The sequence below is a fragment of the Bradyrhizobium viridifuturi genome, assembly GCF_001238275.1.
Classification (GTDB): domain Bacteria; phylum Pseudomonadota; class Alphaproteobacteria; order Rhizobiales; family Xanthobacteraceae; genus Bradyrhizobium; species Bradyrhizobium viridifuturi.
The window spans coordinates 36,219-62,923 of sequence record NZ_LGTB01000028.1 but is presented as its reverse complement, the minus strand read 5'-3'; the positions used below and the strand labels follow the sequence as shown (position 1 = coordinate 62,923).

Genomic DNA, 26,705 nt, shown 5'->3' with positions numbered 1-26,705 from the left:
CCTCGAACAGAAAATCAGGCCAAAAAAACCCGGCCTGAACAAGGTTCGGCCGGGAGCTGATCTGTCCCCGGCCTGTTTAGCGAGTTGTTTAACGTGGCTGCAAGCCGGCCGGCTCAAATGACCACGGAGTGAGGGGAACGTAGTCCTCAGGCCCCCCGCCGTCAAGGCGCCAGCGAACGTCCCTTGCCGGGCGCCCATGGTTAACCGAATGCGCAAGGCACGGCTGCGACGTTTCTCTTTGCTTTCGCTGGCCGTCTTTTCTAATCAGGGACCCTGTCCGGCACGGCATCGGGCCGCCCGGACGACAAGGTTTGAGAGCATGTCCAACCCACCCCCGTCGCCGCCTTCGCTGCAGGAGCTGCGCAAGGAGATCGATGCGATCGACGAACAGGTGCACCGCCTGCTGATGGCGCGCGGCGACATCATCGACCGCCTGATCCAGGTCAAGAAGACCCAGGAGGTCGGCTCGGCGTTCCGCCCGGCGCGCGAGGCCAGCATGATGCGCGAGCTGGTGCAGCGCCATCGCGGCATTCTCCCGCTCGACACCATCGAGGGCATCTGGCGCGTCATCATCTCGACCTTCACCTATGTGCAGGCGCCATTCGCCGTGCATGCCGATGTCTCGGTCGGCGAGTCCGCGATGCGCGACTCGGCGCGGTTTCACTTCGGCTTCGTGGTGCCCTACGTGTCACATTTCAGCGCCCAGGCAGCTGTCGAGGCGGTGGCTAAATCGAGGGGCGACCTCGCGCTGGTCTCCGCAATCGCGAGCCGCACGCCGTGGTGGAATGCGCTGGAGGCCGATGGCGCGCCGAAGATCATCGCGCGGCTGCCGTTCCTCGAGCGCGCCGACCATCCCGCCGCGCTGCCGGTGTTCCTGATCTCGCGGGTCGCTGACGACGCCATGGTGACGGAGGTGCAGACCTGGAGCGTACGCGTCTCCGGCTGGAACGCCGATGTCGCCCGCGCTTGGCGCCACTCGCCGAGATCGTCGCGGTCCCCGACACCGCCTTCGACGGCGCGGCCCTGCTGGTCTCGGTTACCGGGCACGATTTCGAAAAGATCAAGCTCGCTTTGATCAAGGCCGGCGCCTCGGTGCGCTCTTCGGCCCTCGTCGGCAGCCACGCAACGCGCTATACGGTGCCTTCTAACGGATCGGCCAAGAGCTGAAACAAGACCTGAAGTCAGAACTGGCCGTCTGTATATCCGGAGTAGATGATGTCCCGCCCTGTGCCGAACCCCGGCATCCTCGATATTGCGCCCTACACGCCCGGCAAGAGCCCGGTGCCGGAACCGGGCCGCAAGGTGTTCAAGCTGTCCGCCAACGAGACGCCGTTCGGGCCGTCGCCGAAGGCGATCGCCGCCTACAGGGCCGCGGCTGACCATCTCGAGGACTATCCGGAGGGCACCTCGCGGGTGCTGCGCGAGGCGATCGGCCGGGCCTACGGGCTCGATCCCGACCGCATCATCTGCGGTGCCGGCTCCGACGAGATCCTCAATCTCCTGGCGCACACCTATCTCGCGCCCGGCGACGAGGCGATCTCGACCACCCACGGCTTCCTGGTCTACCCGATCGCCACCATGGCGAACGGCGCCAGGAACGTGATCGCGGCCGAAGCCAACTTCACCGCCGATGTCGACGCCATCCTCAAGGTGGTGACGCCGCGCACAAAACTGGTTTGGCTCGCCAATCCGAACAACCCGACCGGCACCTATATCCCGTTCGACGAGGTCAAGCGGCTGCGCGCAGCCCTGCCCGCGCATGTGCTGCTGGTGCTCGACGCCGCCTACGCCGACTACGTCTCGCGCAACGATTACGAGCTCGGAATCGAGCTGGTCGCGACCACCGACAACACGGTGGTGACGCACACCTTCTCCAAGATCCACGGCCTCGCCGCGCTGCGGGTCGGCTGGATGTTCGGCCCGGCGCATATCGTCGATGCCTGCAACCGGATCCGCGGCCCGTTCAACGTCACGACGCCGGCGATGCTGGCGGCGGTGGCGGCGATCGAGGACACGGCGCATGTGCAGATGTCGCGCACCCACACCGAACAGTGGCGCAACTGGCTGACCGAGGAGATCGGCAAGCTCGGGCTGAAGGTGACGCCGAGCGTCGCCAATTTCGTACTGATCCATTTCCCGACCGACAAGGGCAGGACCGCGGCGGAAGCCGACGCCTACCTCACGCGGCGCGGCCTCGTGCTGCGCGCGCTCAACAATTACAAGCTGCCGCATGCGCTGCGCATGACCATTGGCACCGAGGAAGCCAACCGCCTCGTGGTCGAGGGGCTGCGCGACTTCCTGGCCGGAAAGTGACGACGTGACCACGGCTCCGCTCTTCAACCGCATCGCTCTGATCGGCTTCGGCCTGATCGGCGGCTCGATCGCGCGCGGCGCGCGCGCGCAGGGCCTCGTCGGCGAGATCGTCACCACCGCGCGCTCGGAGAAGTCCCGGGCGCGCGTTGCCGAGCTCGGCATCGTCGATCGCGTCGTCGCGACCAATGCCGAAGCGGTCAGGGATGCCGATCTCGTCATCCTCTGCATTCCCCGTCGCGCCTGCGGCCCGGTCGCGGCCGAGATCGCCGCTCATCTCAAGCCCGGCGCCATCGTCTCCGACGTCGGCTCGGTGAAGGGCGCCGTGGTCAAGGACATGGCGCCGCATCTGCCCGCTGGTGCGCATTTCGTTCCCGCGCATCCCGTCGCCGGCACCGAGAACTCCGGTCCGGATTCCGGCTTCGCCGAGCTGTTCATCAACCGCTGGTGCATCCTGACGCCGCCCGAAGGCACAGACCCCGCCGCGACCGATCGGTTGCGCGCGTTCTGGGCAGCGCTCGGCGCCAAGGTCGAGATCATGACGCCGGACCATCATGACCTCGTGCTCGCGATCACCAGCCATCTGCCGCATCTGATCGCCTACACCATTGTCGGCACCGCCGACGAGCTGGCGCAGGTGACGGAGTCCGAGGTGATCAAGTTCTCCGCCGGCGGCTTCCGCGACTTCACCCGTATCGCGGCCTCCGACCCGACGATGTGGCGCGACGTGTTCCTCGCCAACAAGGACGCCGTGCTCGAGATGCTCGGCACCTTCACCGAGGATCTGTCGAAGCTCACCCGCGCGATCCGCCGAGGCGACGGCGAAGCGCTGTTCGAGCACTTCACCCGCACCCGCGCCATCCGCCGCGGCATCGTCGAGATCGGCCAGGACTCCGCCGCGCCCGACTTCGGCCGCCCGCACGCGAATTTGAAGAAGTAGGATCGCTCTCTCCATTCGTCGTCCCGGCGAAAGCCGGGACCCATACGCCGCAGCAGATGTCGTAAACGGGACTCGGCGTTGCAGCGTCGCGCAACAATGACCATTCGTGGTTATGGGTCCCGGCCTTCCCCGGGACGACTCCGAATTTGCCGCTCTGAGCTGCCCATCGGGTTGCTTTTTCGCAGCTCCTGCCGTCATTCCCGAGTTGCCCGAAGGGCTGTAAGCTGACGCGGCATCGATGACAGGGAGCCATCAGATGATACTCAGTCCGGATCATGTGACGATCGCGGTGGCAGACGCCGGCCCGGCGATCGCATTCTTCGCGCTGCTTGGTTTCAAAAAGACTCACGTCGCGACCATCGACGGTGGCGTTCCCGCCCGGTACATGGGCATGCCGGCGATGAAAGCGCAGCACATCACGCTCGCACTCGAAGGAGCGGATTTCGAGATCCAGCTGCTCGCATTCGACCCGCCGCCGGGGACCGATCCGGGGGTGCACCCGACCAATCTGCGAAAACTGGGCTTCAATCACCTCGCCTTCCGCGTCGACGACATCGAGGCGGCCACCGCGCATCTGGTGGCCAACGGTGTAAAGATGCTGAGCGAGGAGATGGACTACATCAGCCGAAAGCTCCGGCTGTTCGAGGGCCCCGAGGGCATCACCTTCGAGTTGGTGCAGCGGGACGATTGAAACTCCGCACATTCTGCAGCTCGGACGGGTAGAGCGAAGCGAAACCCATCGCCTCACCCGTGAACGTAATTGAAGTCTTCGCTGCGCTCTACCCATTCTAGGGTAGCTAAGCCGGCACCGGCCGAGCGATGGGACGGCTAGTAACAGATCACCAATGGGAAATACACGCTGGGCGTGCATTGCCGCTTCGGATAGGCTAGAACTCAAACGCAGCGGGCCGCGCCTTTGACTCCGTTCGCGCTATTCATTGGTCATAGCATGAAGATCGTAAGAATAGTTTTTTCTTTGTTCGTCGTAGGCTTCGTCGTTGCCTTGATGAAGGGAGAACTCCGGCATTTGATGGATCACGGTTTCTGGCCTGGATTGGCCGGTGTGCTCATTTGCGTCGGCATAATTGTCGTGATGATGGCCTTGAACGCTCGCGCCCAGAAGCGCGCCAGGGCTGAAATCTCCGCTCAAACAGGTAGAGCACCGAGACGCAGTCGGTCTGAAAATCTTACTAAAATAGGCAAGCTCCTCGCGGAGTATCCCGGACCTGTCACGTTGACCCCTTCGCGGCTCAAGTGGTGGGTAGTGATGATGCTGAGCGCCGTGATGACTGCCGCATCTATCTTTGTCTGCGTCATTGCGTTTTTGAGTCTTCAGGCCGGCAACAAGGGTGCCGGTGTTGGCATAGGAATGTCTATGCTTGGCGTAGCCTTTTTCGGCTTTGGAGTTGTGATGTCCGCCCGCACTCTGCAGGTCGGAGCTCTGCAGCTCGACAGCAATGGATTTCGAGTCACTCTCTTTGGACGAAATCAATATCTCTGGGCGGAAGTGTCCGACTTCCAGCCATATCGCTTCAAGTCCTCGTCGGGTGTCCAATTCGAGGCGATAAGGCCTCGTTCGCGCTACATTAGCGCTGCAAACGCAAGCCTCGGATTTTCGAACGATAGGCTTCCCGATACTTACGGTTTGGAAGCAGAAGAACTGGCCGACCTCATGGAGGCATGGCAAAACGCCGCGCTCGATGGTCACGCAGACAAGCAGCCGCTGGCTCCTGCGATTTCCAGCGCCGCGAAACCCATCACTGGCGTCGCGGAGGGGCGTTGATGGGTTCGGGGAGTTTATCAACGGGTCCGCACCTTGCGCGGCCCCGTTAGCTCTACCCATTCCACGGTTCAGGATCTCTACGCCGGCGGCAGGCCGAGCGATTGCGCGGCCTCCATCCAGACAGGCAGCTCGCGCTGATATAGCGCATTGCTCTCCTTGAAGCCGATCGCGGGCTCCAGCACGAAGGTCGCGAGTACCTCCTTCACCTTGGTATCGTTGTTGGCGGCGACGCAGAGTTCGGAGAGCCGGTCGACGATCGGCTGCGGTGTCGCCTTCGGCAGCGCCCAGCCCGAGAAGCCGCTCACGGTGAAGAATTTCGAGGCCGCGCCCTGTTCGGGCAGGGTCGCAATCCCGGGGATCGCATCGACCTTCTTGGAGTGCACTCCGAACACGACGCCGCGGTTGCTCTGCAGGACGCTCTGCGCCGCGGTGTAGCTGCCCATCGCGACGTCGAGCGTGCCTTCCGCCAGGCCTGTCCACATCGGCGCTTCACCGCGATAATGGATCGGCTCGATGTTGAGGCCGTATTGCTTGTTGAGCTCGTTGATCGTCATGTGCGGGGCGGAGCCCGCGCTGTAGGTGCCGAAGTTCACCTTGCCGCTGCTCCGCGCGTGGGCGACGAATTCCGCAAGCGTCTTGACGCCGAGCTTCGGGCTCGCGACCAGCAGGAGGCCGGCGCCCGGAATGACGCTGACCAAGGTCAGATCCTTGTCCATGTCGTAGCCGGGGTTCTTCATCATCGCCCGGTTCATGACATAGGTGGTCGAGATCGAGCACAGGATGGTGTGCCCGTCAGGCGCTGATCGCGCGACCTCCGCGGCGCCGATCGAGCCGGAGGCGCCGGCCTTGTTCTCGATGACGACGGTTTGCCCGACCTGCCTTGCGATGAATTCACCGAACGCGCGCGCCAGCAGGTCGGTCTGCCCGCCGGCCGGGTAGCTGCAGATCATGCGGATTTGCCGCGATGGCCAGGCGGCCTGCGCCGAGGCCCCGCGCGACAGCAGTGGCATTGCGGCGGCGGCTGCTCCGGCTGCGATGACGTGACGGCGGCTGATCTTCGCTGGCATCTTGGTCCCTCCCAGATTTTTCAGCGAGGGTAGCGCATCGGCCGATCTCAGCTACGGGACAGATTGGCGCAGCGGGCTCGCTCAGCGTCGCAACCGTTGATCCCTGATCGGCCCCGCCGATATCGGCGCAACCTTCTGCATCAGCCGCTGGCGGCCGACGAGGCCTGCGGTTGCCAGCATGACGGCGCCGCCGAACCACCATGAGCCGATCACGAATTCCCAGGCCCGCGGCGGGATCTCGTCGAAGATGATGCCGTAGACCGACACCAGCGCCGCCAGCGCCGCGAGGAAGATGCCGCCCGCGCTCATGAGCTCGACGGCATCGATGCGCCCGGTCGCGCGCAAGGCGGGCCTTGGAATATCGATGCCGAGATAGAAGCCGACGGCACCGATCACGATCGTCGTCACGATGAAGGCAAGTGTCCCGAACAGAACGACGTGCCCCTTCGCGAGCTGGGCGGCGACGAAGGTGCCGGCCATGGCACCGGCCATCGCCAGGCCGGTTCGCTGCAATACATGCGCTGCGCGGCTGACCATCATCAACTCGCGGGCGATCACGGCCCGCTGCTTCGGCCTGGTCACGATCCTCATGTGCGGTCTCCTTTCCTGCGAAGCCCCCTCTCCCCGTTCTCACGGGGAGAGGGTTGGGGTGAGGGGCCGCTTCCGCAGATGCGGTGAGCGTTGCGCTTGCGGAGACTCCCCCTCACCCGGATTGCATCTCCAATCCAGCGTAGCCGAGCTCCGCTTCGGCGTTCTTGAGAACGGCCGCCGACGGCGGCCTCTGTCTCTCCCGCATGCGGGGCGAGGTGCAGCGGAGCCTGCTGCTCGACCCGAAGTCACGCCTTCCCGCCCTAGAACGGGTAATAGCGGATCTGCGACATGATGATGTGGTCGTCGGTCCTCGGCGCACCGCCGACACCTTCGAAGGCAAAGCGCTGGTTATAGGAATACTGGACGCCGGCCTTGATCGCCCCGTAATTGCCCTTGAAGATCGTGTCGTAGAAGCCGACCGTGTATTGCCTGACCTCCGAGGTGTTGCCGTTGCAGGTCGCCGCCGGCGAGTTCTCGATGTTGCAGCCGAGATTGTTGTAGAGCGGATTGCCGTAGCCGAACGGTACCGAGCCGACATTGGAGAACGTCGCCTTGGTCTTCTCGAGGCCGGCATAGGCGTAGAGATCGAGCGACGGCGTCGTGTGCCAGACCGTACCGAGCAGGAACGCTGTGATCGGCAGCGGCTGGATCGAGCCGTCCTGGCGCAGCGTCGCGTCCGGGAATGGCGTCGCGGTGAAGCGGCCGAGCGCGCCGTGTGACGCCGAGCCCTGCAACTCCAGGAGCTTCGGCACGATCTCCGCCGAGAAATGCCCGCCGAAGCTCACCGTGTTGACGTCGTGATTGGCGAAGTTGAAGTGGTCGTAGAAGTCGCGATACATCGCCCAGCCCTCGAGATGCAGCTTGTAGGGCCCGAGCCGCGGATCCCACGCGCCCTTCACGGTGAAGTCAGGCACGTGGTTGAGACTGACATTGTTGGCGTTGTTGAAGAAGCTGCCGCCCGGACCGGTGAGGTTGACGAGGACATTCGGGTTCAGCACGCCTTGCGGACCGACCGCGGGCGTCCCGACCAGCGGCGTGTTGCCACCGAAGAACGAGGTCTGCGCATTTTCCGCCGAGAAGGCGAGCTTGAACTCGGGCCCGAAATCCTGCCAGACGCGAACGCCGGGCTGGCGCGCCGCGAGGAAGCCCGGCACCGATTCGAAATCGATCACACCGGGAGCGTCGACTCCGCGCGGATCGATGCCGGCCTTGCTCGGCGCATTCAACGACCAGCTCTGGCCGGCAAGGAAGTGCAGACCGAGGTCGGTGCGCGCGATCTCGATGCTGGCCTGGCGCAGCCGCGGGTTGAACGAGTTGGTTGCGACCGAATTTGCGGTCTGCGCCGCGCCTTCGAGGTCGAGTTCGCCATAGCCCGCGACGTGCGTGTCGGCGAACACATCGGCTTCCGCGAGCAGCGAGAACCGGCTCTGGCGCGCGGAGAAACGCGTTTCGTCGGTGTTGAAGTTCTTGCTCTGCCGGAACGGAATGAAGTTGTAGACCGAGCCGGTGTCGGAGGCGAGATTGCGGCTGCGATAGATGCCGGTGAGATCGACCCAGCCGCCGAAGGTGAAGGTGACGCCCTTGTAGCAGAGCTTGCCCGATGCGCAGGGGTCGAACGGTATCGGCGCCTTCGCCGCCATCTGGGTGTTCTGCAGGGCGCTCTGCCTTGCCGCCAGCGCCTCCTCTTTGCGCGCCTGCGCTTCCATCTTCTGCTCGAGCTGTTTGAGGCGCGTCTTCAACGCCTTCAGCTCCGACGCATCGTCGTCCGCCAACGCTGAACCTGCCGACAACAGCATGCTGCCGAGCAGAATTCCCCCGAGAACTCGCATCGCTTCCTCCACACGAGGTTGTTTCCTCAGGCGAGAGAGAGCGGTACTCGGGGAATGATATTCGCGGCGGCCCGCAATATTGCGGTCACGTTTTTCTCATGCTGCCGCGGGAATAGTTTGCCGTGATGAACGATATCGCGCGCGAGGGATCAATGAATCGTGGGGCGCATCAGCGAAGCGTGATCCACTGCACTGTCGGCGCTGAAGGACGGCGGATTGCGCGTTGCGGCTAATGCGCCCTACGAAGCGACAACACCGACGTCGCGCCTTCGCGTGAGTTTTTCTCGCGCTATGCGCGAGTTTTTACCGGGTTGTCCGGTTCGGATTTTGGCGATACGTCCATGTCGTGGTCAGGCGATCAACAGGGGCACGCAACATGGCTGACGACACGAGCATTCGGACCGGCCAGTGCCATTGCGGCACCGTGCGTTTCGAGGTGGCGCTCAACGACGGCTTCAACTCGATCCGCCGCTGCACCTGCTCCTACTGCCGCATGCGCGGCGCCGTCGTCGCCATGGCCGAGATGGGCGGGATCAGATTCCTGCAGGGCGAGGACGCGCTGACGAGCTACCGCTTCCATAGCGGAACGGCGCAGCACTTCTTCTGTTCCCGCTGCGGAATCTACACCCATCATCAACGGCGCTCCGACCAGAACCTCTATGCCGTCAACGTCGCTTGCCTCGACGGGGTCAGCCCGTTCGATTTCCCTGACGTGCCGGTCATGGACGGCGTCAACCACACCAACGACACCGGCAAGCCAACGCGTCGCGCCGGAACGCTCCGCTTCATCCCGGCTGACTGAGCGCGCTGCTCAGAACAGCGGCGGGATCTGCGCGACTTTAAGCGGGCCCAAGAACACCGCGCCGTCGGCGAAGCGGAGCGGGAAGCTGCGCGCCTTCTTGCCTTCGAGCGTGGCCTCGGTGCCGAGCGAATTGATCCCGGCCGAGATGCCGGCATTGGCGTTCTGCTTGATCACCTTGCCGAGGCCGGGAATGGCGCGGTCCAGCGCGCCGAACAGATTGCTGAGGTCCTGGCTCTTCACGCCCGGCGCGACACGATCGAGCGTCGACTGCGGCACGCCGTCCTCCAGCATCTTGTCGATGCCGAGCGCGGGGATGACGCGGTCGAGGCCCGCGACCGTCATCTGCAGCTCGCCCTCGATACGGCCTTGCGCGTTGAGGCGCAGCGTACCGGCCGCGACCGACAGCACATCGCCCTGCTCGATGCGCGACTGCTGGATCTCGACGCTGCCGCCGGCGGCCTGGATCTCGCGGAAGCGATCCGGCCACGGCTTCGGCGAGAAATCCTTCAACCCGTTCAGCCGCGCATGGATGTCGGCGTTGAACGGCTGGGTGAGCAGCGGGTGCACCTCCTGCAAGGTGCCGCCATTGATCTGGAGCACGGTCTCGATCGCCGGGCTGTCAGGAGCCGAGCCGTCGACCTGCCGTCCGTGCAGCTCGATGTGATTGACCCGCATCAGCGGCGTCGGCGCGGGGCCGCCGGTGCGGTCGATGGCGAGATCGTCGAACACCAGCGAGGCGCGCTGCGGCACCGCCGGCAGGCCGACCACGCTGGCGCGTCCGAGACGCCAGTCGACCGACAGCGTCGGCTGCGCGTTGCGCTCGGCGATGGTGGCCGGGCCCTTGAACTCCGCGATCACCAGCTTGGGATCATAGATCTGCGCCACGACCAGGATCTCGGCCAGCCGCGCCACGAACGACATCTGCGGCGAGGCGGTCTGCGACACCAGCATCACGCTGGGCTGCCCGCAGCGGATCTCAAGCCGGAACGGGTAACCTGCCACCGAGCGCTTGTCGCAATCATAGACCCGGCCCGCCTTCGCCTCCTGCGCGCGCCAGGCATCGGCCTGCACGCCGACCTGCGAGGCGGCGAAGAACCAGAAGCCGCTCCACAGCACCGCGGCGATCAGGACCGCGACGGGGACGGCATAGAGGCCGAAGCGCGAGCGGCGGCGGGGGGCGGAGGTCAAATCGGACATGCGGCGTCCTTTGGAGCGCGAATTTGTCAAAATCTAAGCGGCAGCAAGCCGCGGGCAAGCCTTACGCAACCTTCACGCAACCCTTCTGCGACCCTTCTGCAACCCTTGCGCAACTCTTGCGCAACCCTTGCGCAACTCTTGGAAACATCACGGAATCTGCTTCGCTTCGACGGCCCGTTCTGCTAGCCCATCTGCGCGATGTCAGCAAATCCTCCCCATTCCGAAACCGACGGCGACCTCTGGGTGTTCGGCTACGGCTCGCTGATGTGGAAGCCGGGCTTCGAGTTCCTCGAGCAGGTGCCGGCACGGCTGATCGGTGAGCATCGCGCGCTCTGCGTCTATTCGTTCGACCACCGCGGCACGCCGGAGAAGCCGGGCCTGGTGCTCGGGCTCGACCGCGGCGGCGCCTGCCGCGGCATCGCGTTCCGCGTCGCCGCCCGCCAGCGCCACGACACCATCGCCTATTTGCGGGCGCGCGAGCAGACCACCAACGTCTATCGCGAGGTGATGCGCTCGGTGTGGCTGGAGAACACGGCGCGCGATCGCGTCTCAGCGCTCGCCTATGTGGTCGACCGCGGCCATGTGCAATACGCCGGGCGGCTGTCGCTGTCCGAGCAGTTGCGCCTGGTGCAGCAGGGCCACGGCCGTTCCGGCAACAACCGCGACTATGTGCTCTCGACCGTGGCCTCGATCGAGAAGCAGGGGCTTCGCGACGCGCAGCTGCACCAACTCGCGGTCATGCTGCATGATTCGGGCTCCTTGCATCGCGACGCACGCGGCTGATGGGCTCGAACCGGGCCGGGGCACGGAACCGACTCGCGAATTCCTGCCACGGCGCGAACAACATTGTGGTCTCAATTTCCGGTCGCTGGAATGGAATGACCGGAATGCGCCCCTCACTGCCCAAGCTCGCCGCACTCGGCCTGCTCTTGCTGTTCACCACACCATCCTATGCCGGTTTGAGAGAGGACGCTGCGGCGTGCGACGCCAAGGATCCGCACCCGGAGCTCGCGATCCCCGCCTGCACCCGCCTGATCGCGGCCAATCCGAGGGGACGCGACCTTTCGATCACCTATTACAACCGCGCGCTCGCCTGGCATAACAAGGGCGATCTGGAGAAGGCCAAGGCGGATTACGATCAGTCGATCGCGATCAATCCGTCGTTTGCGCCGTCCTATGGCCAGCGCGCCAAGGTCTATCTGCAAAACCAGGACTACGACCGCGCGCTGAGCGACTTCGACCGAGCGATCCAGCTCAAGCCCGCCGGCCCGTTCAGCGCCGGCTGGTTCAACAACCGCGCCGAGCTGTTCGTCGCCACCGGCGACTATGATCGCGCGCTGGCCGATTATGGCAAGTCGATCGAGCTCGATCCCAACTCGTGGTACGCCTATGTCAATCGCGCGCTGGTCTATGATTTCAGCGGCAAGGACCGGCTCGCGGCGCTGCATTGCCAGCAGGCGATCAAGCTCGCGCCGCGCGCGGCCGGCCCCTATTATTGCCGCGCCGTCATCGAGATCAGCGCCGGCGATCTCGACAATGCCGCGCGCGATGTCGACCGCGCGATCGCGATCCAGGACGGGCAGGCTGAGTTCTACTCGCTGCGCGGCCTGACGCTGGCCGGCAAAGGCGAGCTCGATCAGGCCATGCGCGACTACGACCACGCCACGCAACTCAATGCCCAGGGCGCGCTGAATTACGCACGGCGCGGCCTCGCCGACGAGAAGAAGGGCGATATCGAGAGTGCCCGCGCCGACTTCCGCCACGCGCTCGACGTCATCGGCCTCGATCAACTCGACCGCACGCAGGGCCAGCGTGTCGCCCGGGACGGCCTGCAACGGCTGGATAAAATTGCCAGCACGGACAAGAGCGTCGTCGCAGATCATAGTGCGGCCAAGCCAGCTACTACGGTCGCCGCCGCCGTCCCTATCGCACCGGTCGGCACGGGCCCGAAGGCGGCGACGACGGAGCGGCGCGTCGCCCTGGTCGTCGGCAACTCCAGATATCGCTCGGTCCCGGTGCTGCCGAACCCCGGCCAGGACGCGGCAGCGATCGCCGACACGCTGCGCGCGGTCGGCTTTCAGGATGTCCGCCTCGTCACCGACGCCACGCGCGACAGCCTGGTCGACGCGCTCAAGTCGTTCGCCAACGCGGCCGACGGCGCCGATTGGGCCGTGATCTACTATGCCGGGCACGGCATGGAGATGGCGGGCGAGAACTATCTGGTGCCGGTCGACGCCAAGCTCGCCACCGACCGCGACGTGCCGTACGAGGCGGTCGCGCTGACCCAGGTGATGGCCGCGACCGAGGGAGCGCGCAAGCTGCATCTCGTCATCCTCGATGCCTGTCGCGACAATCCGTTCGCCAACCAGATCAAGCGCACCGTCGCGTCGCGCTCGATCGGCAGGGGGCTGGCCCAGGTCGAGCCCGACAGCGGCACGCTCGTCGTCTACGCCGCCAAGCACGGCCAGGTCGCGCTCGACGGCGACGGCGGCCACAGCCCGTTCGTGACCGCCCTGATCAAGCGCATGCAGACGCCGCGGATCGAGATCCGCAAGCTGTTCGACCTCGTGCGCGACGACGTCATGGCCGCGACGGACCGCCGGCAGCAGCCCTTCAGCTACGGCTCGGTGCCGGGAAGCGAGGATTTCTACTTCACCGGCGCGAGCCAGAATGCGGCGAAATAGGCCGGACGCCAGCCAGCGGCGCGCGGGATTTGCAAGAGGCGGATGATGAGCACCGAGATGCCGAGATTGCAAAGCGATGACCCGCTTGCCGTCGAGCTGACGGCAGCGCTCAAGGCCGGTGAGGCCGAACACCTCCGCGCACTGCTCACATCCCATCGCGAACTTGCCGGCTGCGTGGTCGAGGATGCGAAGGGCGGCGGGCGAAGCCCGCTGCACCTGTTTGCCGACTGGCCGGGTCACAACCCCAATGCGGCTGCGATCGTGCAGATCCTCTCCGCAGCCGGCGCCGATCTCGACGCGCCGGCGGCTGCAATGTGGCATCGGGAAACGCCGCTGCACTGGGCCGCTAGCAATGACGATGTCGCGCTGATCGATGCACTGCTCGATGCCGGCGCCGATATCGAGCACGAGGGCTCATCGATCGACGGCGGTCCAGCGCTGTCGTCGGCTGTCGGTTACGGCCAATGGGCGGCGGCACGGCGGCTGGCCGAGCGCGGCGCGCGAACACAGCTGTGGCACGAGGCGGCGCTCGGCATGATGCCCGAGATCGTCCGTCGGCTCGGGACCGCGCCCCTCCCGGCCGGAGAGCTCTCGGGACCGTTCTGGAATGCCTGCCATGGCGGCCAACTCGCCGCGGCAGAATATCTGCTCGAGCACGGGGCCGACCTCAACTGGCCCGCTCCCTGGACCGGGCAGACAGCGCTCGACATCGCGGAGCAGGCGGAGCATCGCGAGGTCGTGGCCTGGCTGCTGGAGCGTGGCGCCGTCCGCGCAAAGCAGGGCTCCGGGCCGGACGCCAGCTGAACGGCTCGGATAGATCGCGCCGCAAATCCGATCGTGGTTTGGTCGCAACCCGGCAAATCGCGGCAGGTGTATGGCAGCGCCCTGTGACATTTAGGCTTTTGCATCGTGGCGCGGACGGATAGAAGCTCATCCGCAAACATCGCTCGCTGATGCAATGAACCTCTCCGCCCCCTTTGTCCGACGGCCGGTCGGCACCACGCTGCTGTCGCTTGGACTTGTGGTGGCGGGCATCATTGCGTTCTTCAAGCTGCCGGTGTCGCCGCTGCCCGACGTCGACATCCCGACCATCATGGTGCAGGCGACGCTGCCCGGCGCCAGCCCGGCCGACGTCGCTTCCACCGTGGCGAGCCCGCTGGAACGGCACCTCGGCCAGATCGCAAGCGTCACCGAAATGACCTCGGTGTCCTCGCTCGGCTCCGCGCGCATCACGCTGCAATTCGACATCGACCGCGACATCAACGGCGCCGCGCGCGACGTGCAGGCGGCGATCAACGCGGCGCGCGCCGACCTGCCGACCAACCTGCGCGCCAATCCGACCTACCGCAAGTTCAACCCGGCCTCGGCGCCGATCCTGATCTACACCCTGACCTCGGACACCCTGACGCCGGCCGAGCTCTATGACGCCGCCTCGACCGTGCTGGCGCAGAAACTGTCGCAGGTCGAGGGCGTCGGCGAGGTCTCGGTCGGCGGCGGCTCGCTGCCCGCGGTGCGCGTCGAGCTGATCCCGCCGGCGCTCTACAAATACGGCATCGGGCTCGAGGACGTCCGCGCCGCGCTCTCGAGCGCCAATGCGCACAGCCCGAAGGGCGGCATCGACGTCGGCGACCAGCGCTACCAGATCTACGCCAACGACCAGGCCCGCAAGGCGGCCGACTACAAGCCGCTGGTCGTCGCCTACCGGAACGGCGCGGCGGTGCGGCTGACCGACGTCGGCGACGTGATCGATTCCGTGGAGAATGTGCGCACGCTCGGCCTTGCCAACGGCAAGCCGGCCGTCGTGATGATCGTGTACCGGCAGCCGGGCGCCAACATCATCAAGATGGTCGACAATGTGAAAGGGCTGATGCCGCAGCTCAAGGCCTCGGTCTCGCCCGCGGTCGACATCACGCTCGCGATGGACCGCTCGAAGACGATCCGCGCCTCGCTGCACGATGTCGAGATCACGCTCTTGATCGCGGTCGCCCTGGTGATCCTGGTGGTGTTCGCCTTCCTGCGCAATGCGCGGGCGACGCTGGTGCCTGTGGTGGCGGTCGGCGTGTCGCTGATCGCGACCTTCGCCGTGATGTACCTGCTCGGCTACACGCTCGACATCTTCTCGTTGATGGCGCTGACGGTGGCGACGGGCTTCGTGGTCGACGACGCCATCGTGGTGCTGGAGAACATCACCCGCCACATGGATGCGGGGCTGTCGCGGCTGGAGGCGACGCTGGTCGGCACCCGCGAGGTCGGCTTCACCGTGCTGTCGATGAGCGTGTCGCTGATCGCGGTGTTCGTGCCGATCCTCTTGATGGGCGGGCTGGTCGGCCGCCTGTTCCGCGAATTCGCCATGACCATCACGATCGCGATCGTGATCTCGCTGGTGGTCTCGCTGACTACGACGCCGATGATGTGCTCGGTGCTGCTGCGCAAGGAGGGAGACCGGGCGCATGGCCGGATCTACCGGATCAGCGAGCGCATCTTCGAGCTGCTGCTGGGTGGCTACCGCGCGACGCTCGGCCTCGCGCTGCGCCATCCGCTCTTGGTGATGCTGATCCTGGGCTCGACGCTCTATCTGAACTTCCATCTCTACCGGGTCGTGCCCAAGGGCTTCGTGCCGCAGCAGGATACCGGGCTGCTGGTCGGCTCGATCCAGGCCGACCAGAGCACCTCGTTCCAGCTGATGAAGCAGAAGCTGACCCAGTTCATCGACATCGTGAAGTCGGATCCGGCGGTCGATACCGCGGTCGGCTTCACCGGTGGCGGCGGCGTCGGCCCGGGCGGCACCAACACCGGCACCGTGTTCGCCTCGCTGAAGCCGATGGGCGAACGCAACCTGCGCGCCGACAAGGTGATCGAGCGGCTGCGCGAGCCGTTGGCGAGCGTGGCCGGCGCCACCCTGTTCCTGCAATCGATCGGCGATCTCGGCGCCGGTGGGCGCTCGGGCAACGCGGCGTATCAATACACGCTGAAGGGCTCGACCTTCGAGGAGCTGAACGAGTGGACGCCGAAGCTGGTCGCCGCGCTGCAGAAGGAGCCGACCCTTGCCGACGTCAACAGCGACCAGCAGAACAAGGCGCTGCAAGCCAATCTGGTGATCGATCGCGACGCCGCCTCGCGGCTCGGGATCACCGTCAGCCAGCTCGACAACACGCTCTATGACGCATTCGGGCAGCGCCAGGTCTCGACCATCTTCGTCGCGCGCAACCAGTATCACGTCATCATGGAGGTGGCGCCGCGCTTCTCGCAGGACCCGCAGACCCTGAAGGAGGTCTACATCTCGACCTCGGGTGGGTCGGCGACCGGCACCCAGAGCACCAATGCGGTGGCCGGGACCGTGGCCTCGTCCTCGCAGAAGAGCTCGCTCAACTCGATCGCCGCCAACGTGGTACGCAACCAGGCGACCAACTCGATCGGCGCCACCGGCAAGGGCGTCGCCTCGACCGGAACCGCGGTCTCGACCAGCGCCGAGACCATGATCCCGCTGTCGAGCGTCGCGCGCTTCGAGCATGGCGAGACGCCGCTTGCGGTCAACCACCAGGATCTCCTGGTGTCCAGCACCATCTCCTTCAACCTGCCGCCGAGCGTCTCGCTGAGCACCGCGACCACCACGATCGAGAATGCGATGCATGCGATCAACATGCCGGCGGGCATCAACGGCGGGTTTGCGGGGTCCGCGAAGATCTTCCAGCAGGCGCTGGCGAACGAGTTGTTCCTGATCCTCGCCGCGCTGGCGACGATCTACATCTCGCTCGGCATGCTTTATGAGAGCTACATCCACCCGCTGACCATCCTCTCCACCTTGCCCTCGGCCGGCGTCGGCGCGGTCGCGGCCTTGATGCTGTCGCACACCGATTTCGACATCATCGGCATGATCGGGGTGATCCTGCTGGTCGGCATCGTCAAGAAGAACGCCATCATGATGATCGACTTCGCGCTCGACGCAGAGCGCCAGCGCGGGCTGTCGTCGCGCGATGCGATCTACGAAGCCTGCCTGATGCGCTTCCGCCCGATCATGATGACGACGCTCGCCGCGCTGTTCGGCGCGGTGCCGCTGATGATCGGGCTCGGCGAAGGCAGCGAACTGCGCCAGCCGCTCGGCATCGCGATCTTCGGCGGATTGATCCTGAGCCAGATCCTGACGCTCTACACCACGCCGGTGGTCTATCTCTATCTCGACCGCGCCAGGCTCTGGACCCAGCGCCGCCGCGCCGCACGCCGCGCACGGCGGGCAGCAGCGGCAGGCGCCGCCGGTCGTTGACATATCGGCGTCGATCTTGCCAACCTGACGCGAAGTGGCAGGCGCAAGGAACCAGGCCGTGACTCCAGCACCGGAAATCGCAGCATCCCGCTGGTTCAACAGCGAGCCGCTGACCCTGGCGGCGCTGCGCGGCCGCCCCGTGCTGCTGCACGCGTTCCAGATGCTGTGTCCGGGCTGCGTGTCGCACGGCACCCCGCAGACCCAGCGCGCCTTCGAGCTGTTCAAGCATTCCGACCTGCAGGTGATCGGGCTGCACACCGTATTCGAGCACCACGCGGCGATGACGCCCGTGTCGCTGGAAGCCTTCATCCACGAATACCGGCTGACCTTCCCGATCGGCGTCGATGAGGCCGGCGACGGCACGCCGATCCCGGTCACCATGCAGCGCTACGGCATGCAGGGAACCCCGACCAGCATCCTGATCGGTCGCGACGGCAACATCGTGCATCACGGCTTCGGCCAGCAGAGCGACATGGCGCTCGGCGCGATCATCGCAGCCGAGCTTGCCGCACCGCACGGCTGAGGCCCGAGCAACCCCGTTCACGCAGGCGCGTTATGACGGCGTCGCGCGAGGCATGATACCGTTTGGCCAACCAGAACCAGCGTCTCTGCGGGAGGATCTCATGAAGACCTATCAGCTCTACATCAACGGCCAGTATGTCGATCCGGCCAATGGCGAGTGGTTCGAATCGATCGATCCCTATCGCGGCGAGGCCTGGGCCAGGATCCCGCGCGGCACCGCCGCCGATGCCGACAAGGCGGTGAAGGCCGCCAACGAGGCGATGTGGAATGGACCGTGGGCGAAGATGACGGCCTCCGCCCGCGGCAAGGCGATGCGCAAGCTCGGCGACCTCGTCGCGGCCAATGCCGAGCGGCTCGCCGAGATCGAGGTGCGCGACAACGGCAAGCTGATGGCCGAGATGCTGGGCCAGCTGCGCTACCATCCGGAGTGGTGGTGGTATTTCGGCGGCCTCGTCGACAAGCTCGAGGGCGGCCTGGTGCCGATCGACAAGGCGGAGACGTTTGCCTACACCACGCACGAGCCGGTCGGCGTCGTCGCGGCGCTGACCGCGTGGAATTCGCCGCTGCTGTTCGTCGCCTGGAAATGCGCCGCCGCGCTCGCGGCCGGTTGCGCCGTGGTCGTCAAGCCCTCGGAATTCACCTCGGCCAGCACGCTGGAATTCGCCGAGCTGACGAAAGAAGCCGGGATTCCCGACGGCATCTTCAACGTGGTGACCGGCTTCGGTCCCGAAGCAGGCTCGGCGCTGATCTCGCATCCCGGCGTCGCCAAGATCACCTTCACGGGGTCGGACACGACAGGCGCAAAGGTCTACGAGACCGCGGCGAAGAGCCTGAAGCGCGTTTCGCTCGAGCTCGGCGGCAAGTCGCCGAACATCGTATTCGAGGATGCCGACCTCACGGCCGCCGCCGCCGGCGCGATCTCCGGCATCTTCGCCGCCACCGGGCAGACCTGCATCGCCGGATCGCGCCTCCTGGTGCAGAGCTCGATCAAGGAGAAGTTCGTCGCGCGCGTATTGGAGCTCGCGAAGTCCGCCAAGATCGGCGATCCCATGCAATCAGACACCAATGTCGGGCCGATCACGACACCCGCGCAGTACAAGAAGGTGCTCGACTACATCGACATTGCAAAAGCCGAAGGCGCACGCTGCCTGCTCGGCGGTAAGCCTGCGTCCGGCGACGGCATCAAGGGCGGCCAGTTCGTCGAGCCGACCATCTTCACCGATGTCGACAACTCGATGCGGATCGCGCGCGAGGAGGTGTTCGGGCCGGTGCTGTCGATCATCTCCTTCGACTCCGAGGAAGACGCCATCCGCATCGCCAACGACACCATCTATGGCCTCGCCGCCGGCATCTGGACCAAGGATCTCGCCCGCGCCATCCGCGTGCCGAAGCAGCTGCGCGCCGGCACGGTGTGGGTCAACACCTACCGCGCCATCAGCTACATGATGCCGTTCGGCGGCATGAAGTTCTCCGGCGTCGGCCGCGAGAGCGGCATCGACGCGGTGCGCGAATATCAGGAGACCAAGAGCGTCTGGATCTCGACCGCGACCGACGTGCCGGCCAATCCATTCGTGATGCGGTGAGCAAGCGCTATGCTTCACCTCTCCTCGCCGAGGGGAGGTGAAGCACGCATTCGCCAAGACGTTGCGTCACGCAGCCGGACTTGCCGACGCACAAGACGTGCATTGCTTGCCCTGCGGCGAAGCGCTCCGACCAGAATCACGAGCGACGAGAGAGCGAGGATGGCGGCGCTGAACAGGAAGGTGGCACGATAGCCGCTGCTGTCGAAAAGCACGCCACCACCCGCGGCACCCGCCGTAATGGCGAGCTGGATCACCGCGACCATCAGCCCGCCGCCTGCTTCAGCGTCATCGGGCAAGGCCTTGCTCAACCAGGTAAACCAGCCAACGGGCGCCGCAGTGCCGATGAAGCCCCACAGCAACATCAGCGCCGTCGTTGCGCCAAGCGAGCCGCCCAATGCCGTGAGGGCAACGGCAATCGCGGCCATTGCGAACGGCATCAATACAAGGAACGTGTAAAGGCGGTCGCGGATAACAAGGCCGATCAGGGTCGTACCGACAAGACCGGCAACGCCCATCACGAGCAGCAGAGCCGAAATGGTCGTGACATCGACGCGCGTGACCGTCTCGAAGAATGGCCGCAAATAAGTGAAGAGCGCGAACTGCCCGAGGAAGAACAGCCCCGCCGCGAGCATGCCGTACGGCACTCCGGGCCGGCGCAGCACCTTGAATGCCGCCGTCGCGCTCGCCCGTTCATGGCTCGGCATCCTGGGGAGGGCGACGAATTGCCAGAGCAGCGTCAGCGCCGCGATCGGCACGACGCAAAAGAACGCGCCGCGCCAACCGATATACTGGCCGAGAAAGCTACCAAGCGGCGCGGCGATCGTCGTCGCGAGCGCATTGCCACCATTGAGGATCGCGAGCGCGCGCGGCACATCGGCGGCTGGCACGATGCGGATCATCGTTGCGGCGGACATCGACCAAAAGCCTCCAACGACCATGCCGACCAACGCACGCCCGACCATGAAAACCGTGTAGGTGGGCGCAAACGCGACGACGACGCCGGAGATCAGCATGACGCCGGTCAGCCACAGCAAGACTGCCCGCCGATCGGCGCCGCGCGTTGCGGCCGAAATGAAAAGGCTGGTCAGGATGGCGAAGAAGCCGGACACGGAAATGGCTTGCCCGGCCTGTCCTTCAGTCAACTCAAGGCCTGCTGCAATCGGCGTGAGCAAGCTCACGGGCATCCACTCGGTTGCAACGAGGGTCGAGGCGCAGAGTGCAAGCGCGAAGACGGCGCTCCACGCGGTCATTGGTTGCATTGTCTTTTGATCGATTGTGGCGTCCATCGAGCATCCATGTTCAGAGAGGCGCCCGCGTCGGCGCTGTTCGCGGTCACACATAGAGCGCGGCACGACGTTCGATTAGCCGCTATAATTCGCTTGCATTAATCGACCTGGGCCATGAATACTGGCGCCATGGCAAGCCAGGATTTCAACGACTTACTGGCCTTCGTGGCGGTCGCCCGCGAGCGCAGCTTCACCAAGGCCGCTGCCAAGCTGGGCGTCGTACAGTCGACGCTCAGCCACACGATCAAGCGCCTCGAGATGCAGATGGGGCTGCGGCTTCTCACGCGCACGACGCGCAGCGTCGGCCTCACCGAGGCGGGCGAGCGCCTTCAACAATCGCTTGCGCCGCGCATCGAAGAGATCGAGCGCGACATCGCGGCGCTGATGTCGCTGCGCGACACGCCATCGGGTACCATCCGGATCACGCTTTCGGACCACGCGCTGCAGACCGCCGTCTGGCCGAAGCTGTCGCCCGTCCTGAAGAGATATCCGGATATCCAGGTCGAGTTCAGCGTCGACACGGGATTCCGCAACATCGTCAAGGACGGCTTCGACGCCGGCGTCCGGCTCGGCGAGAGCGTGGAAAAGGATATGATCGCGGTGCGCATCGGCCCCGATTGGCGGCTGGTCGCGGTCGCTTCACCCGCCTATCTGAAGGAACATCCCCGGCCCAAGCGTCCACAGGACCTCGTCAACCACGTCTGCATCAAGCGGCGCCTGGCGGCGGGCGGTCACTATGTGTGGGAGTTCGCCAAGAATGATGCTGAGCTCCGGGTACGCGTCGAGGGGCAAATGACCTTCAACGACTCGCACGCGATGATCGATGCCGCCGTGAAAGGCTTCGGCATTGCCTACCTTCCCGAAGACATGGCCGCGCAGCATGTGCGGTCGGGAGAGTTGGTTGTCGTGCTTGACGACTGGTCGCCGAAGTTCGACGGCTATTTCATCTACTACCCGACGTCCCGGCAGAACTCGGCTGCATTCAAGGTGATCGTCGATGCGCTACGGCACCATGACATCCGGCGGCAAGAAAAGCGCGGCTAGCGACGCCGAACGTCGCCGTCCACGAGATCGCGCCCTACTCCGTCGCATCCGGCACGCCACCGAACAATTTGGCCTGCTCGGCGCGGCCGGCGTCGACGATGCGGGTGGTGGCGGTTTCGATCTCGTCGCGCAGGCGGGTCATGAACTCGTCGCGCGGCAGCCCCGGCGGCAGCGGATCGAGGAATTCGACCACCAGCGTGCCGGGGTAGCGCATGAAGGTGCGGCGCGGCCAGAACAGCCCGGAATTGAGCGCGATCGGCAGGCACGGCACGCCGCTCTCGGCATAGATCTGCGCGACGCCGGCCTTGTAGTTCGGCGCGGCGCCGGGCGCGGTGCGGGTGCCCTCGGGGAAGATCACGAGCTGGCGGCCGAGCTTCACCTCGGCTGCGGCGCGCTTCAGCGTCTTGACCAGGGAACGCGGTCCGCCGCCGCGCTCGACCGAGATCATGCCCACTTTCTTCAGGTACCAGCCGAACACCGGGATCATCATCAGCTCGCGCTTGAGGATGAACAGTGGGTGCTCGAAGAAGCGCACTAGCGCAAACGTCTCCCAGAACGACTGGTGCTTGGAGGCGACCACCAATGGTCCCGGCGGGATCTTTTCGACGCCGCGGAACTCGATCCGGATGTTGCAGATCACGCGCATCAGGAACAGGCTGATGTTGGCCCACAGGGCCTCCAGCGCCATCAGCGCGCCCCGCGGCAGCAGCAGCGCCGGCAGCGCGACGATGCAGAGCAGCACCAGCACCAGATAGAACAGCACGTTGAAGATCAGCGAACGCAGGAAGATCATTTCAGTCCTTGTTTGACGCCTGCGCCGTCGCCGGGCGGCGCGGCGTGGCTGCCGGCTCGCCGAGATCGGAGGTCAGGTCGAGGCCGATATCGGCCAGCCGCACCCGCATCTCCGCGGCGACATATTTGGCGTATTCCGATAGCAAGAGACGGAACGTTCCGCCACTCGTCCACCACGGCTCGTCGCGCCATTTGTCGCCGACCACCGCGAACGGGATCAGCGTGACATCCGGCATCGCATGCGACAGTTCCACGATCGCGCGCGGCATGTGGTAGTTCGACGTCACCACGATCAGCGACCTGAAGCCGCGCTCGTGGACCCAGCGCCGCGTCTCCGCCGCATTGCTGCGGGTGTTGACCGCCGAGCGGTCGAGGTCGACGCAACAGCGCATCAGCCCCTGGCTGTCCGGCACCGAGCGGGAGATGTCGCTGGCGTCGTTGGTCGGGTGCACGCCGGAGATCAAGAGACGCTTGCCGTAGCCGGCCGCCAGCAGTTCCATCGCGTCCGAGACCCGCGACGAGCCGCCGGTCAGCACCACGATGCCGTCGGCATTGTGCGGCGGGTCAGTCTCGACGCCGCGCAATTGCGACAGGAAGCCGATGAAACCGACCGCGGCGGCGACGAACGCCAGCGCCAGCGACGCGACGATGGCGGCGCGCAGCCAGCCGCGCGGGCGCGCGGCATGGCCATTCGGCGACGTATCGTCGGACTGCAAACTCATGTGATGCGGCTACCCTTCCCCCCGGTGATTTTAGAACATGATCCGGAAAAGTGGAAACCGGTTTTGCCGCGGCTGGACCTGCGCGAATGCACGCCGGATCACACTCACCCCGCGAACTGCGACCACGAAATCGGCGCCATCAATGCGATGCCGCCGGCCGTCAGTCGATGTCGTCGAGCGTGGCAAACAGGGTGCGCCGCGACGCCCATGCCGTGATCGCCGCGATCAGCACCGCCTGCAACGCCAGCACCAGATAGCCCGACGGACGCAACGAGAAGGTGCCGAGCAGGGCCGCGAACTGGTCGCCCACCGGCGTGCCGGAGAACCAGTTGGCGATCGACTCGGAGAAGCCGAACGCCAGCATCGCCGCGCCGCCGCCGATCAGCCCGCCCTCGAGGCCGAGCCGGAGGAAGTGCCGCAGGAAGCGGTTGGCGATGAAGCTGTCGCCGGCGCCGACGAAATGCAGCACCTCGACGATCGGGCGGTTGGCGGCCATCGCGCCGCGGGTGGCGAACGACACCGAAATGATCGTGGCGATGATCACGAGGATCAGGATGCCGACGCCGGCGAACACCGTGGCGCCGGTCATCGAGCGCATGCGCTCGATCCAGGCGCGGTGATCGTCGACACTTGCAGTTGGCGCCGCCTGCGTTACCCGCGCGCGCAAGCCCGCGAGATCGAGCGTGGTGCCGGGCTGCACCCGCGCCACGATGACGCGCGGCACCGGCAGTTCGTCGATCGAGAGCCCGCTGCCGAGCCACGGCTCCAGCAGCTTGGCACTCTCCTCCTTGCTGAACGGACGGACCTCGAGGATGCCGGGCTGCGCCCGCATCGCATCGCTTGCTGCCTGCGCGTCGCGATCGAGATCGCGGCCCGGCGAAGGGCGCACCTGGATGGTGATCTCGCTCGAGACTTCCGACTGCCATTCGGCGGCGGACGCGCTGACCAGCAGCACGGTGCCTGTCGTCAGCGAGGCGAGGAAGGTCATGATCGCGACCACGGCGACCAGTGCGCGGCCGGAGATCGATGCGCGCGGCACGATCGGCGACATGTTGCGCGCCGTGGCCGGGACCTGCGGACGCTCGCGCCCGAGATCGACCAACGACACTTTCTCGTCGCCGCTCCTACTCATAGATGTGCAGCCGTCCCTGATGCAGCACCAGCCGCCGCGCCTCGTATTGATCCATCAGCGTGATGTCGTGGGTCGCGATGATGACTGCGGTGCCGGACTTGTTCAGCTCGATGAACAGCCGCAGCAGGCGGCGTCCGAGCGTCGGATCGACGCTGCCGGTCGGCTCGTCCGCCAGCAGCAATTGCGGCCGCGAGATCACCGCGCGCGCGATCGCGGCGCGCTGCTTCTCGCCGCCCGACAGGATCGGCGGCAGCGCATCCATCCGCTCGCCGAGGCCGACCCATTTCAACAGGTCGATTACCTCGCGCCGATAGGTCGATTCCTCGCGGCCCATCACGCGGAACGGCAGCGCGACGTTCTCATAGGTGGTCATGTGATCGAGCAGGCGGAAATCCTGCAGCACGATGCCGATCCGCTTGCGCAGGTCGGCGACCTGGTCCTTGCTCAGCAGGGAGACATCCTTGCCGAACAGATTGACCAGCCCGCGGGTCGGCCGCAGCGACAGGAACAAAAGCCGCAGCAGCGAGGTCTTGCCGGCGCCGGACGGCCCGGTGAGGAACTGGAACGAGTGCGCCGGGATCATGAAGGAGAGGTCGCGCAAAATCTCCGGGCCGAGCCCGTAGCGCAGACCGACATTTTCGAACCGAACCAATGCGCTAGCTCCGTTCGAGAGGGCCTGGTGGCCCAATACCCAACACTGACGGCGGCCCGAACGCCCCGCCGAGCGGCCGCGAACCGCACCGAAAGCTTGTGCGACCGTTATGGTTTCCGATTCGTTAACGGTCGCTCAGTAGCATCCGGGCATACCACACGGTGGAGATTCGGCTCCATGCATATCGTTTGCCCGCATTGTACAACATCCTATGCCATCAATCCGGCCACCCTCGGGGAGGCCGGACGCACCGTCCGTTGTTCCCGCTGCCGCGAGGTCTGGCTGGCCCGGCCGGAGGATGCGATCGGGGCGACCGCGCCCACCCTGGCCTACGAGGCCGCCGGCTCCGATCTTGCCGCCGAATGGGAGGCGATGGGCCGCGAGGAGACCGACGAGACCCCGGTGGTCGAGAGCCCGTCGATTTCGGCCGATTTGCCCGAGGGCGATGCCGCGACCGCGTGGCCGGCGGTGGCCGAGGCGGATGCCGCGGCCCATGCCGACGGCCAGGAAGCGACCGGAAAGCGCCGCTTCCGCCTGCCGCGATTTCCCCGCTTGTTCCGCCTGCCTGCCCTGCCCCGGATTCCCTTCATGCCCGTGATCGGCGCGCTGCCGACCACCTGCGCTGCGATGGCCGCGCTGATCATCGCGCTGTTCGTCTGGCGCAACGACGTGGTGCGGCTGCTGCCGCAGACGGCGCTGTTCTACAAGATGGTCGGGCTCGACGTGAATCTGCGCGGGCTTGCCTTCAAGGACCTCAAGATCACCAACGAGACCGTGGACGGCAAGCCGGTGCTGGTCATCGAGGGCATGATCGTCGGCCAGACCAGGAAGCCGGTCGAATTGCCGCGGCTGCGCTTCTCGGTGCGCGACGCGCAGGGCGCCGAGATCTATGCCTGGAATGCGGTGCTGGAGCAGCCGGTGCTCAATCCCGGCGAGCGCGCCTTCTTCAAGTCGCGCCTCGCCTCGCCGCCGCCCGAAGGCCGCAATATCGACGTACGCTTCTTCAACAAGCATGACCTCACCGGCGGCCGCGCCTGAGGCTGCGCGCCAACACTTGCGGGAACCGACACTCACCATGACGCGTGTTCTGATCGCCGACGACGAAGATTCGATGCGCTCGCTGGTGGCGCGCGCATCGCGATGGACGGCCACGAGACCGTGACCGCGCAGGACGGCGCCGAGGCGCTGGAGGTTCTGACGCGCGACGAAGGCGCGTTCGACCTTTTGCTCACCGACATCCAGATGCCCGTGATGGACGGCATCGCGCTGGCGCTGACCGCGGCGCGCGACTTTCCGGAGTTGAAGATCCTGCTGATGACCGGCTTCGCCCATCAGCGCGAGCGCGCCTCCGGCCTCGAGGCGATCGTGCACGACGTGGTGACCAAGCCGTTCTCGGTGGCGGATATCCGCACCGCTGTGGCGGACGCGCTGGCAGCGCGGAAGGCGCAATAGTCCAACACACACATTCGGTGTCATACCCCGCGCATGCGGGGTATCCAGTACGCCGC

General features: G+C 65.7%; 22 protein-coding genes, 2 pseudogenes and 1 riboswitch. Of the genes and pseudogenes, 15 read left to right on the top strand and 9 right to left on the bottom strand.

The features are described from left to right. Positions 1 to 55: 55 nt before the first annotated feature. Positions 56 to 135: riboswitch (SAM riboswitch) on the bottom strand. Positions 136 to 319: 184 nt separating this feature from the next. The 5 genes and pseudogenes from ALC15_RS24490 (at position 320) to ALC15_RS24470 (ending at position 5,033) form a co-directional block, all read left to right on the top strand. Next, positions 320 to 1,167, top strand: a pseudogene (locus ALC15_RS24490) (chorismate mutase). Positions 1,168 to 1,215: 48 nt separating this feature from the next. Further along, the gene (gene hisC, locus ALC15_RS24485; protein WP_050629512.1) at positions 1,216 to 2,313 is read left to right on the top strand and encodes a histidinol-phosphate transaminase; all 1,098 of its coding nucleotides are present in this window, start codon (positions 1,216 to 1,218) and stop codon (positions 2,311 to 2,313) included. A gap of 4 nt (positions 2,314 to 2,317) precedes the next feature. Continuing rightward, positions 2,318 to 3,250 carry a prephenate/arogenate dehydrogenase family protein gene (locus tag ALC15_RS24480; RefSeq protein ID WP_050629477.1) on the top strand — a complete coding sequence of 311 codons (933 nt, stop codon included), beginning with the start codon at positions 2,318 to 2,320 and terminating at the stop codon, positions 3,248 to 3,250. 277 nt (positions 3,251 to 3,527) lie between these two features. Further along, on the top strand, positions 3,528 to 3,941 hold the full coding sequence (locus ALC15_RS24475; RefSeq protein WP_244486236.1) for a VOC family protein: 414 nt from the start codon (positions 3,528 to 3,530) through the stop codon (positions 3,939 to 3,941). Positions 3,942 to 4,199: 258 nt separating this feature from the next. Beyond that, positions 4,200 to 5,033 (top strand): hypothetical protein, encoded by an 834-nt coding sequence (locus tag ALC15_RS24470; protein WP_050629475.1) that lies wholly within the window; start codon positions 4,200 to 4,202, stop codon positions 5,031 to 5,033. Between the two features lie 77 nt (positions 5,034 to 5,110). Here the strand turns inward: ALC15_RS24470 and ALC15_RS24465 are convergent, their stop codons facing one another. The 3 genes from ALC15_RS24465 to ALC15_RS24455 form a co-directional block, all read right to left on the bottom strand. Next, positions 5,111 to 6,100, bottom strand: coding sequence for a Bug family tripartite tricarboxylate transporter substrate binding protein (locus ALC15_RS24465; RefSeq protein ID WP_050629474.1), 990 nt, complete (start codon positions 6,098 to 6,100; stop codon positions 5,111 to 5,113). An 81-nt stretch (positions 6,101 to 6,181) separates the two neighbouring features. Continuing rightward, entirely contained in the window at positions 6,182 to 6,691 is a 510-nt protein-coding gene (locus ALC15_RS24460) for a hypothetical protein (RefSeq protein ID WP_050629473.1), read from the bottom strand. A gap of 260 nt (positions 6,692 to 6,951) precedes the next feature. Continuing rightward, positions 6,952 to 8,520, bottom strand: coding sequence for a hypothetical protein (locus tag ALC15_RS24455; protein ID WP_244486235.1), 1,569 nt, complete (start codon positions 8,518 to 8,520; stop codon positions 6,952 to 6,954). 376 nt (positions 8,521 to 8,896) lie between these two features. Between ALC15_RS24455 and ALC15_RS24450 the strand changes: the two genes are divergently transcribed. After that, positions 8,897 to 9,322: a GFA family protein gene (locus ALC15_RS24450; RefSeq protein WP_050629471.1), complete on the top strand. Its 426-nt coding sequence runs from the start codon at positions 8,897 to 8,899 to the stop codon at positions 9,320 to 9,322. 9 nt (positions 9,323 to 9,331) lie between these two features. On the opposite strand, the gene ALC15_RS24445 is transcribed toward ALC15_RS24450, so the two are convergent. Continuing rightward, positions 9,332 to 10,519 carry a DUF2125 domain-containing protein gene (locus ALC15_RS24445; protein ID WP_050629470.1) on the bottom strand — a complete coding sequence of 396 codons (1,188 nt, stop codon included), beginning with the start codon at positions 10,517 to 10,519 and terminating at the stop codon, positions 9,332 to 9,334. A gap of 198 nt (positions 10,520 to 10,717) precedes the next feature. Here ALC15_RS24445 and ALC15_RS24440 point away from each other — a divergent pair, with 198 nt between their 5' ends. The 6 genes from ALC15_RS24440 (at position 10,718) to ALC15_RS24415 (ending at position 19,569) form a co-directional block, all read left to right on the top strand. Beyond that, entirely contained in the window at positions 10,718 to 11,302 is a 585-nt protein-coding gene (locus ALC15_RS24440; protein ID WP_050629469.1) for a gamma-glutamylcyclotransferase, read from the top strand. A gap of 104 nt (positions 11,303 to 11,406) precedes the next feature. Then, complete coding sequence (locus ALC15_RS24435; protein ID WP_162240509.1) at positions 11,407 to 13,203, top strand: caspase family protein; 1,797 nt, start codon at positions 11,407 to 11,409, stop codon at positions 13,201 to 13,203. A 45-nt stretch (positions 13,204 to 13,248) separates the two neighbouring features. Continuing rightward, complete coding sequence (locus ALC15_RS24430; RefSeq protein ID WP_210168604.1) at positions 13,249 to 14,007, top strand: ankyrin repeat domain-containing protein; 759 nt, start codon at positions 13,249 to 13,251, stop codon at positions 14,005 to 14,007. 154 nt (positions 14,008 to 14,161) lie between these two features. Further along, on the top strand, positions 14,162 to 17,464 hold the full coding sequence (locus tag ALC15_RS24425) for an efflux RND transporter permease subunit (protein ID WP_050629467.1): 3,303 nt from the start codon (positions 14,162 to 14,164) through the stop codon (positions 17,462 to 17,464). 58 nt (positions 17,465 to 17,522) lie between these two features. Then, positions 17,523 to 17,987, top strand: coding sequence for a peroxiredoxin family protein (locus ALC15_RS24420; protein ID WP_050629510.1), 465 nt, complete (start codon positions 17,523 to 17,525; stop codon positions 17,985 to 17,987). A 100-nt stretch (positions 17,988 to 18,087) separates the two neighbouring features. Next, the gene (locus ALC15_RS24415; protein ID WP_050629466.1) at positions 18,088 to 19,569 is read left to right on the top strand and encodes an aldehyde dehydrogenase; all 1,482 of its coding nucleotides are present in this window, start codon (positions 18,088 to 18,090) and stop codon (positions 19,567 to 19,569) included. A gap of 14 nt (positions 19,570 to 19,583) precedes the next feature. Here the strand turns inward: ALC15_RS24415 and ALC15_RS24410 are convergent, their stop codons facing one another. Continuing rightward, positions 19,584 to 20,855, bottom strand: coding sequence for an MFS transporter (locus ALC15_RS24410; protein WP_094194070.1), 1,272 nt, complete (start codon positions 20,853 to 20,855; stop codon positions 19,584 to 19,586). A gap of 129 nt (positions 20,856 to 20,984) precedes the next feature. On the opposite strand from ALC15_RS24410, the gene ALC15_RS24405 reads away from it, so the two are divergent. Then, positions 20,985 to 21,899 carry a LysR family transcriptional regulator gene (locus ALC15_RS24405; protein WP_050629465.1) on the top strand — a complete coding sequence of 305 codons (915 nt, stop codon included), beginning with the start codon at positions 20,985 to 20,987 and terminating at the stop codon, positions 21,897 to 21,899. Between the two features lie 34 nt (positions 21,900 to 21,933). Here ALC15_RS24405 and ALC15_RS24400 read toward each other — a convergent pair whose 3' ends face one another. The 4 genes from ALC15_RS24400 to ftsE form a co-directional block, all read right to left on the bottom strand. Next, entirely contained in the window at positions 21,934 to 22,692 is a 759-nt protein-coding gene (locus ALC15_RS24400; protein ID WP_050629464.1) for a lysophospholipid acyltransferase family protein, read from the bottom strand. A gap of 1 nt (position 22,693) precedes the next feature. Then, positions 22,694 to 23,413 (bottom strand): YdcF family protein, encoded by a 720-nt coding sequence (locus ALC15_RS24395; RefSeq protein WP_050629463.1) that lies wholly within the window; start codon positions 23,411 to 23,413, stop codon positions 22,694 to 22,696. A 160-nt stretch (positions 23,414 to 23,573) separates the two neighbouring features. Beyond that, positions 23,574 to 24,545: a cell division protein FtsX gene (locus ALC15_RS24390; protein WP_050629462.1), complete on the bottom strand. Its 972-nt coding sequence runs from the start codon at positions 24,543 to 24,545 to the stop codon at positions 23,574 to 23,576. After that, positions 24,538 to 25,197, bottom strand: a complete 660-nt coding sequence (ftsE, locus tag ALC15_RS24385; RefSeq protein ID WP_021079468.1) for a cell division ATP-binding protein FtsE — start codon at positions 25,195 to 25,197, stop codon at positions 24,538 to 24,540. Before ftsE ends, ALC15_RS24390 begins: the two co-directional genes overlap by 8 nt. A gap of 177 nt (positions 25,198 to 25,374) precedes the next feature. Here ftsE and ALC15_RS24380 point away from each other — a divergent pair, with 177 nt between their 5' ends. Then, positions 25,375 to 26,235: an MJ0042-type zinc finger domain-containing protein gene (locus tag ALC15_RS24380; RefSeq protein ID WP_050629461.1), complete on the top strand. Its 861-nt coding sequence runs from the start codon at positions 25,375 to 25,377 to the stop codon at positions 26,233 to 26,235. A gap of 37 nt (positions 26,236 to 26,272) precedes the next feature. Continuing rightward, positions 26,273 to 26,649 (top strand): annotated as a pseudogene (locus ALC15_RS24375) (response regulator). Positions 26,650 to 26,705 lie beyond the last annotated feature (56 nt).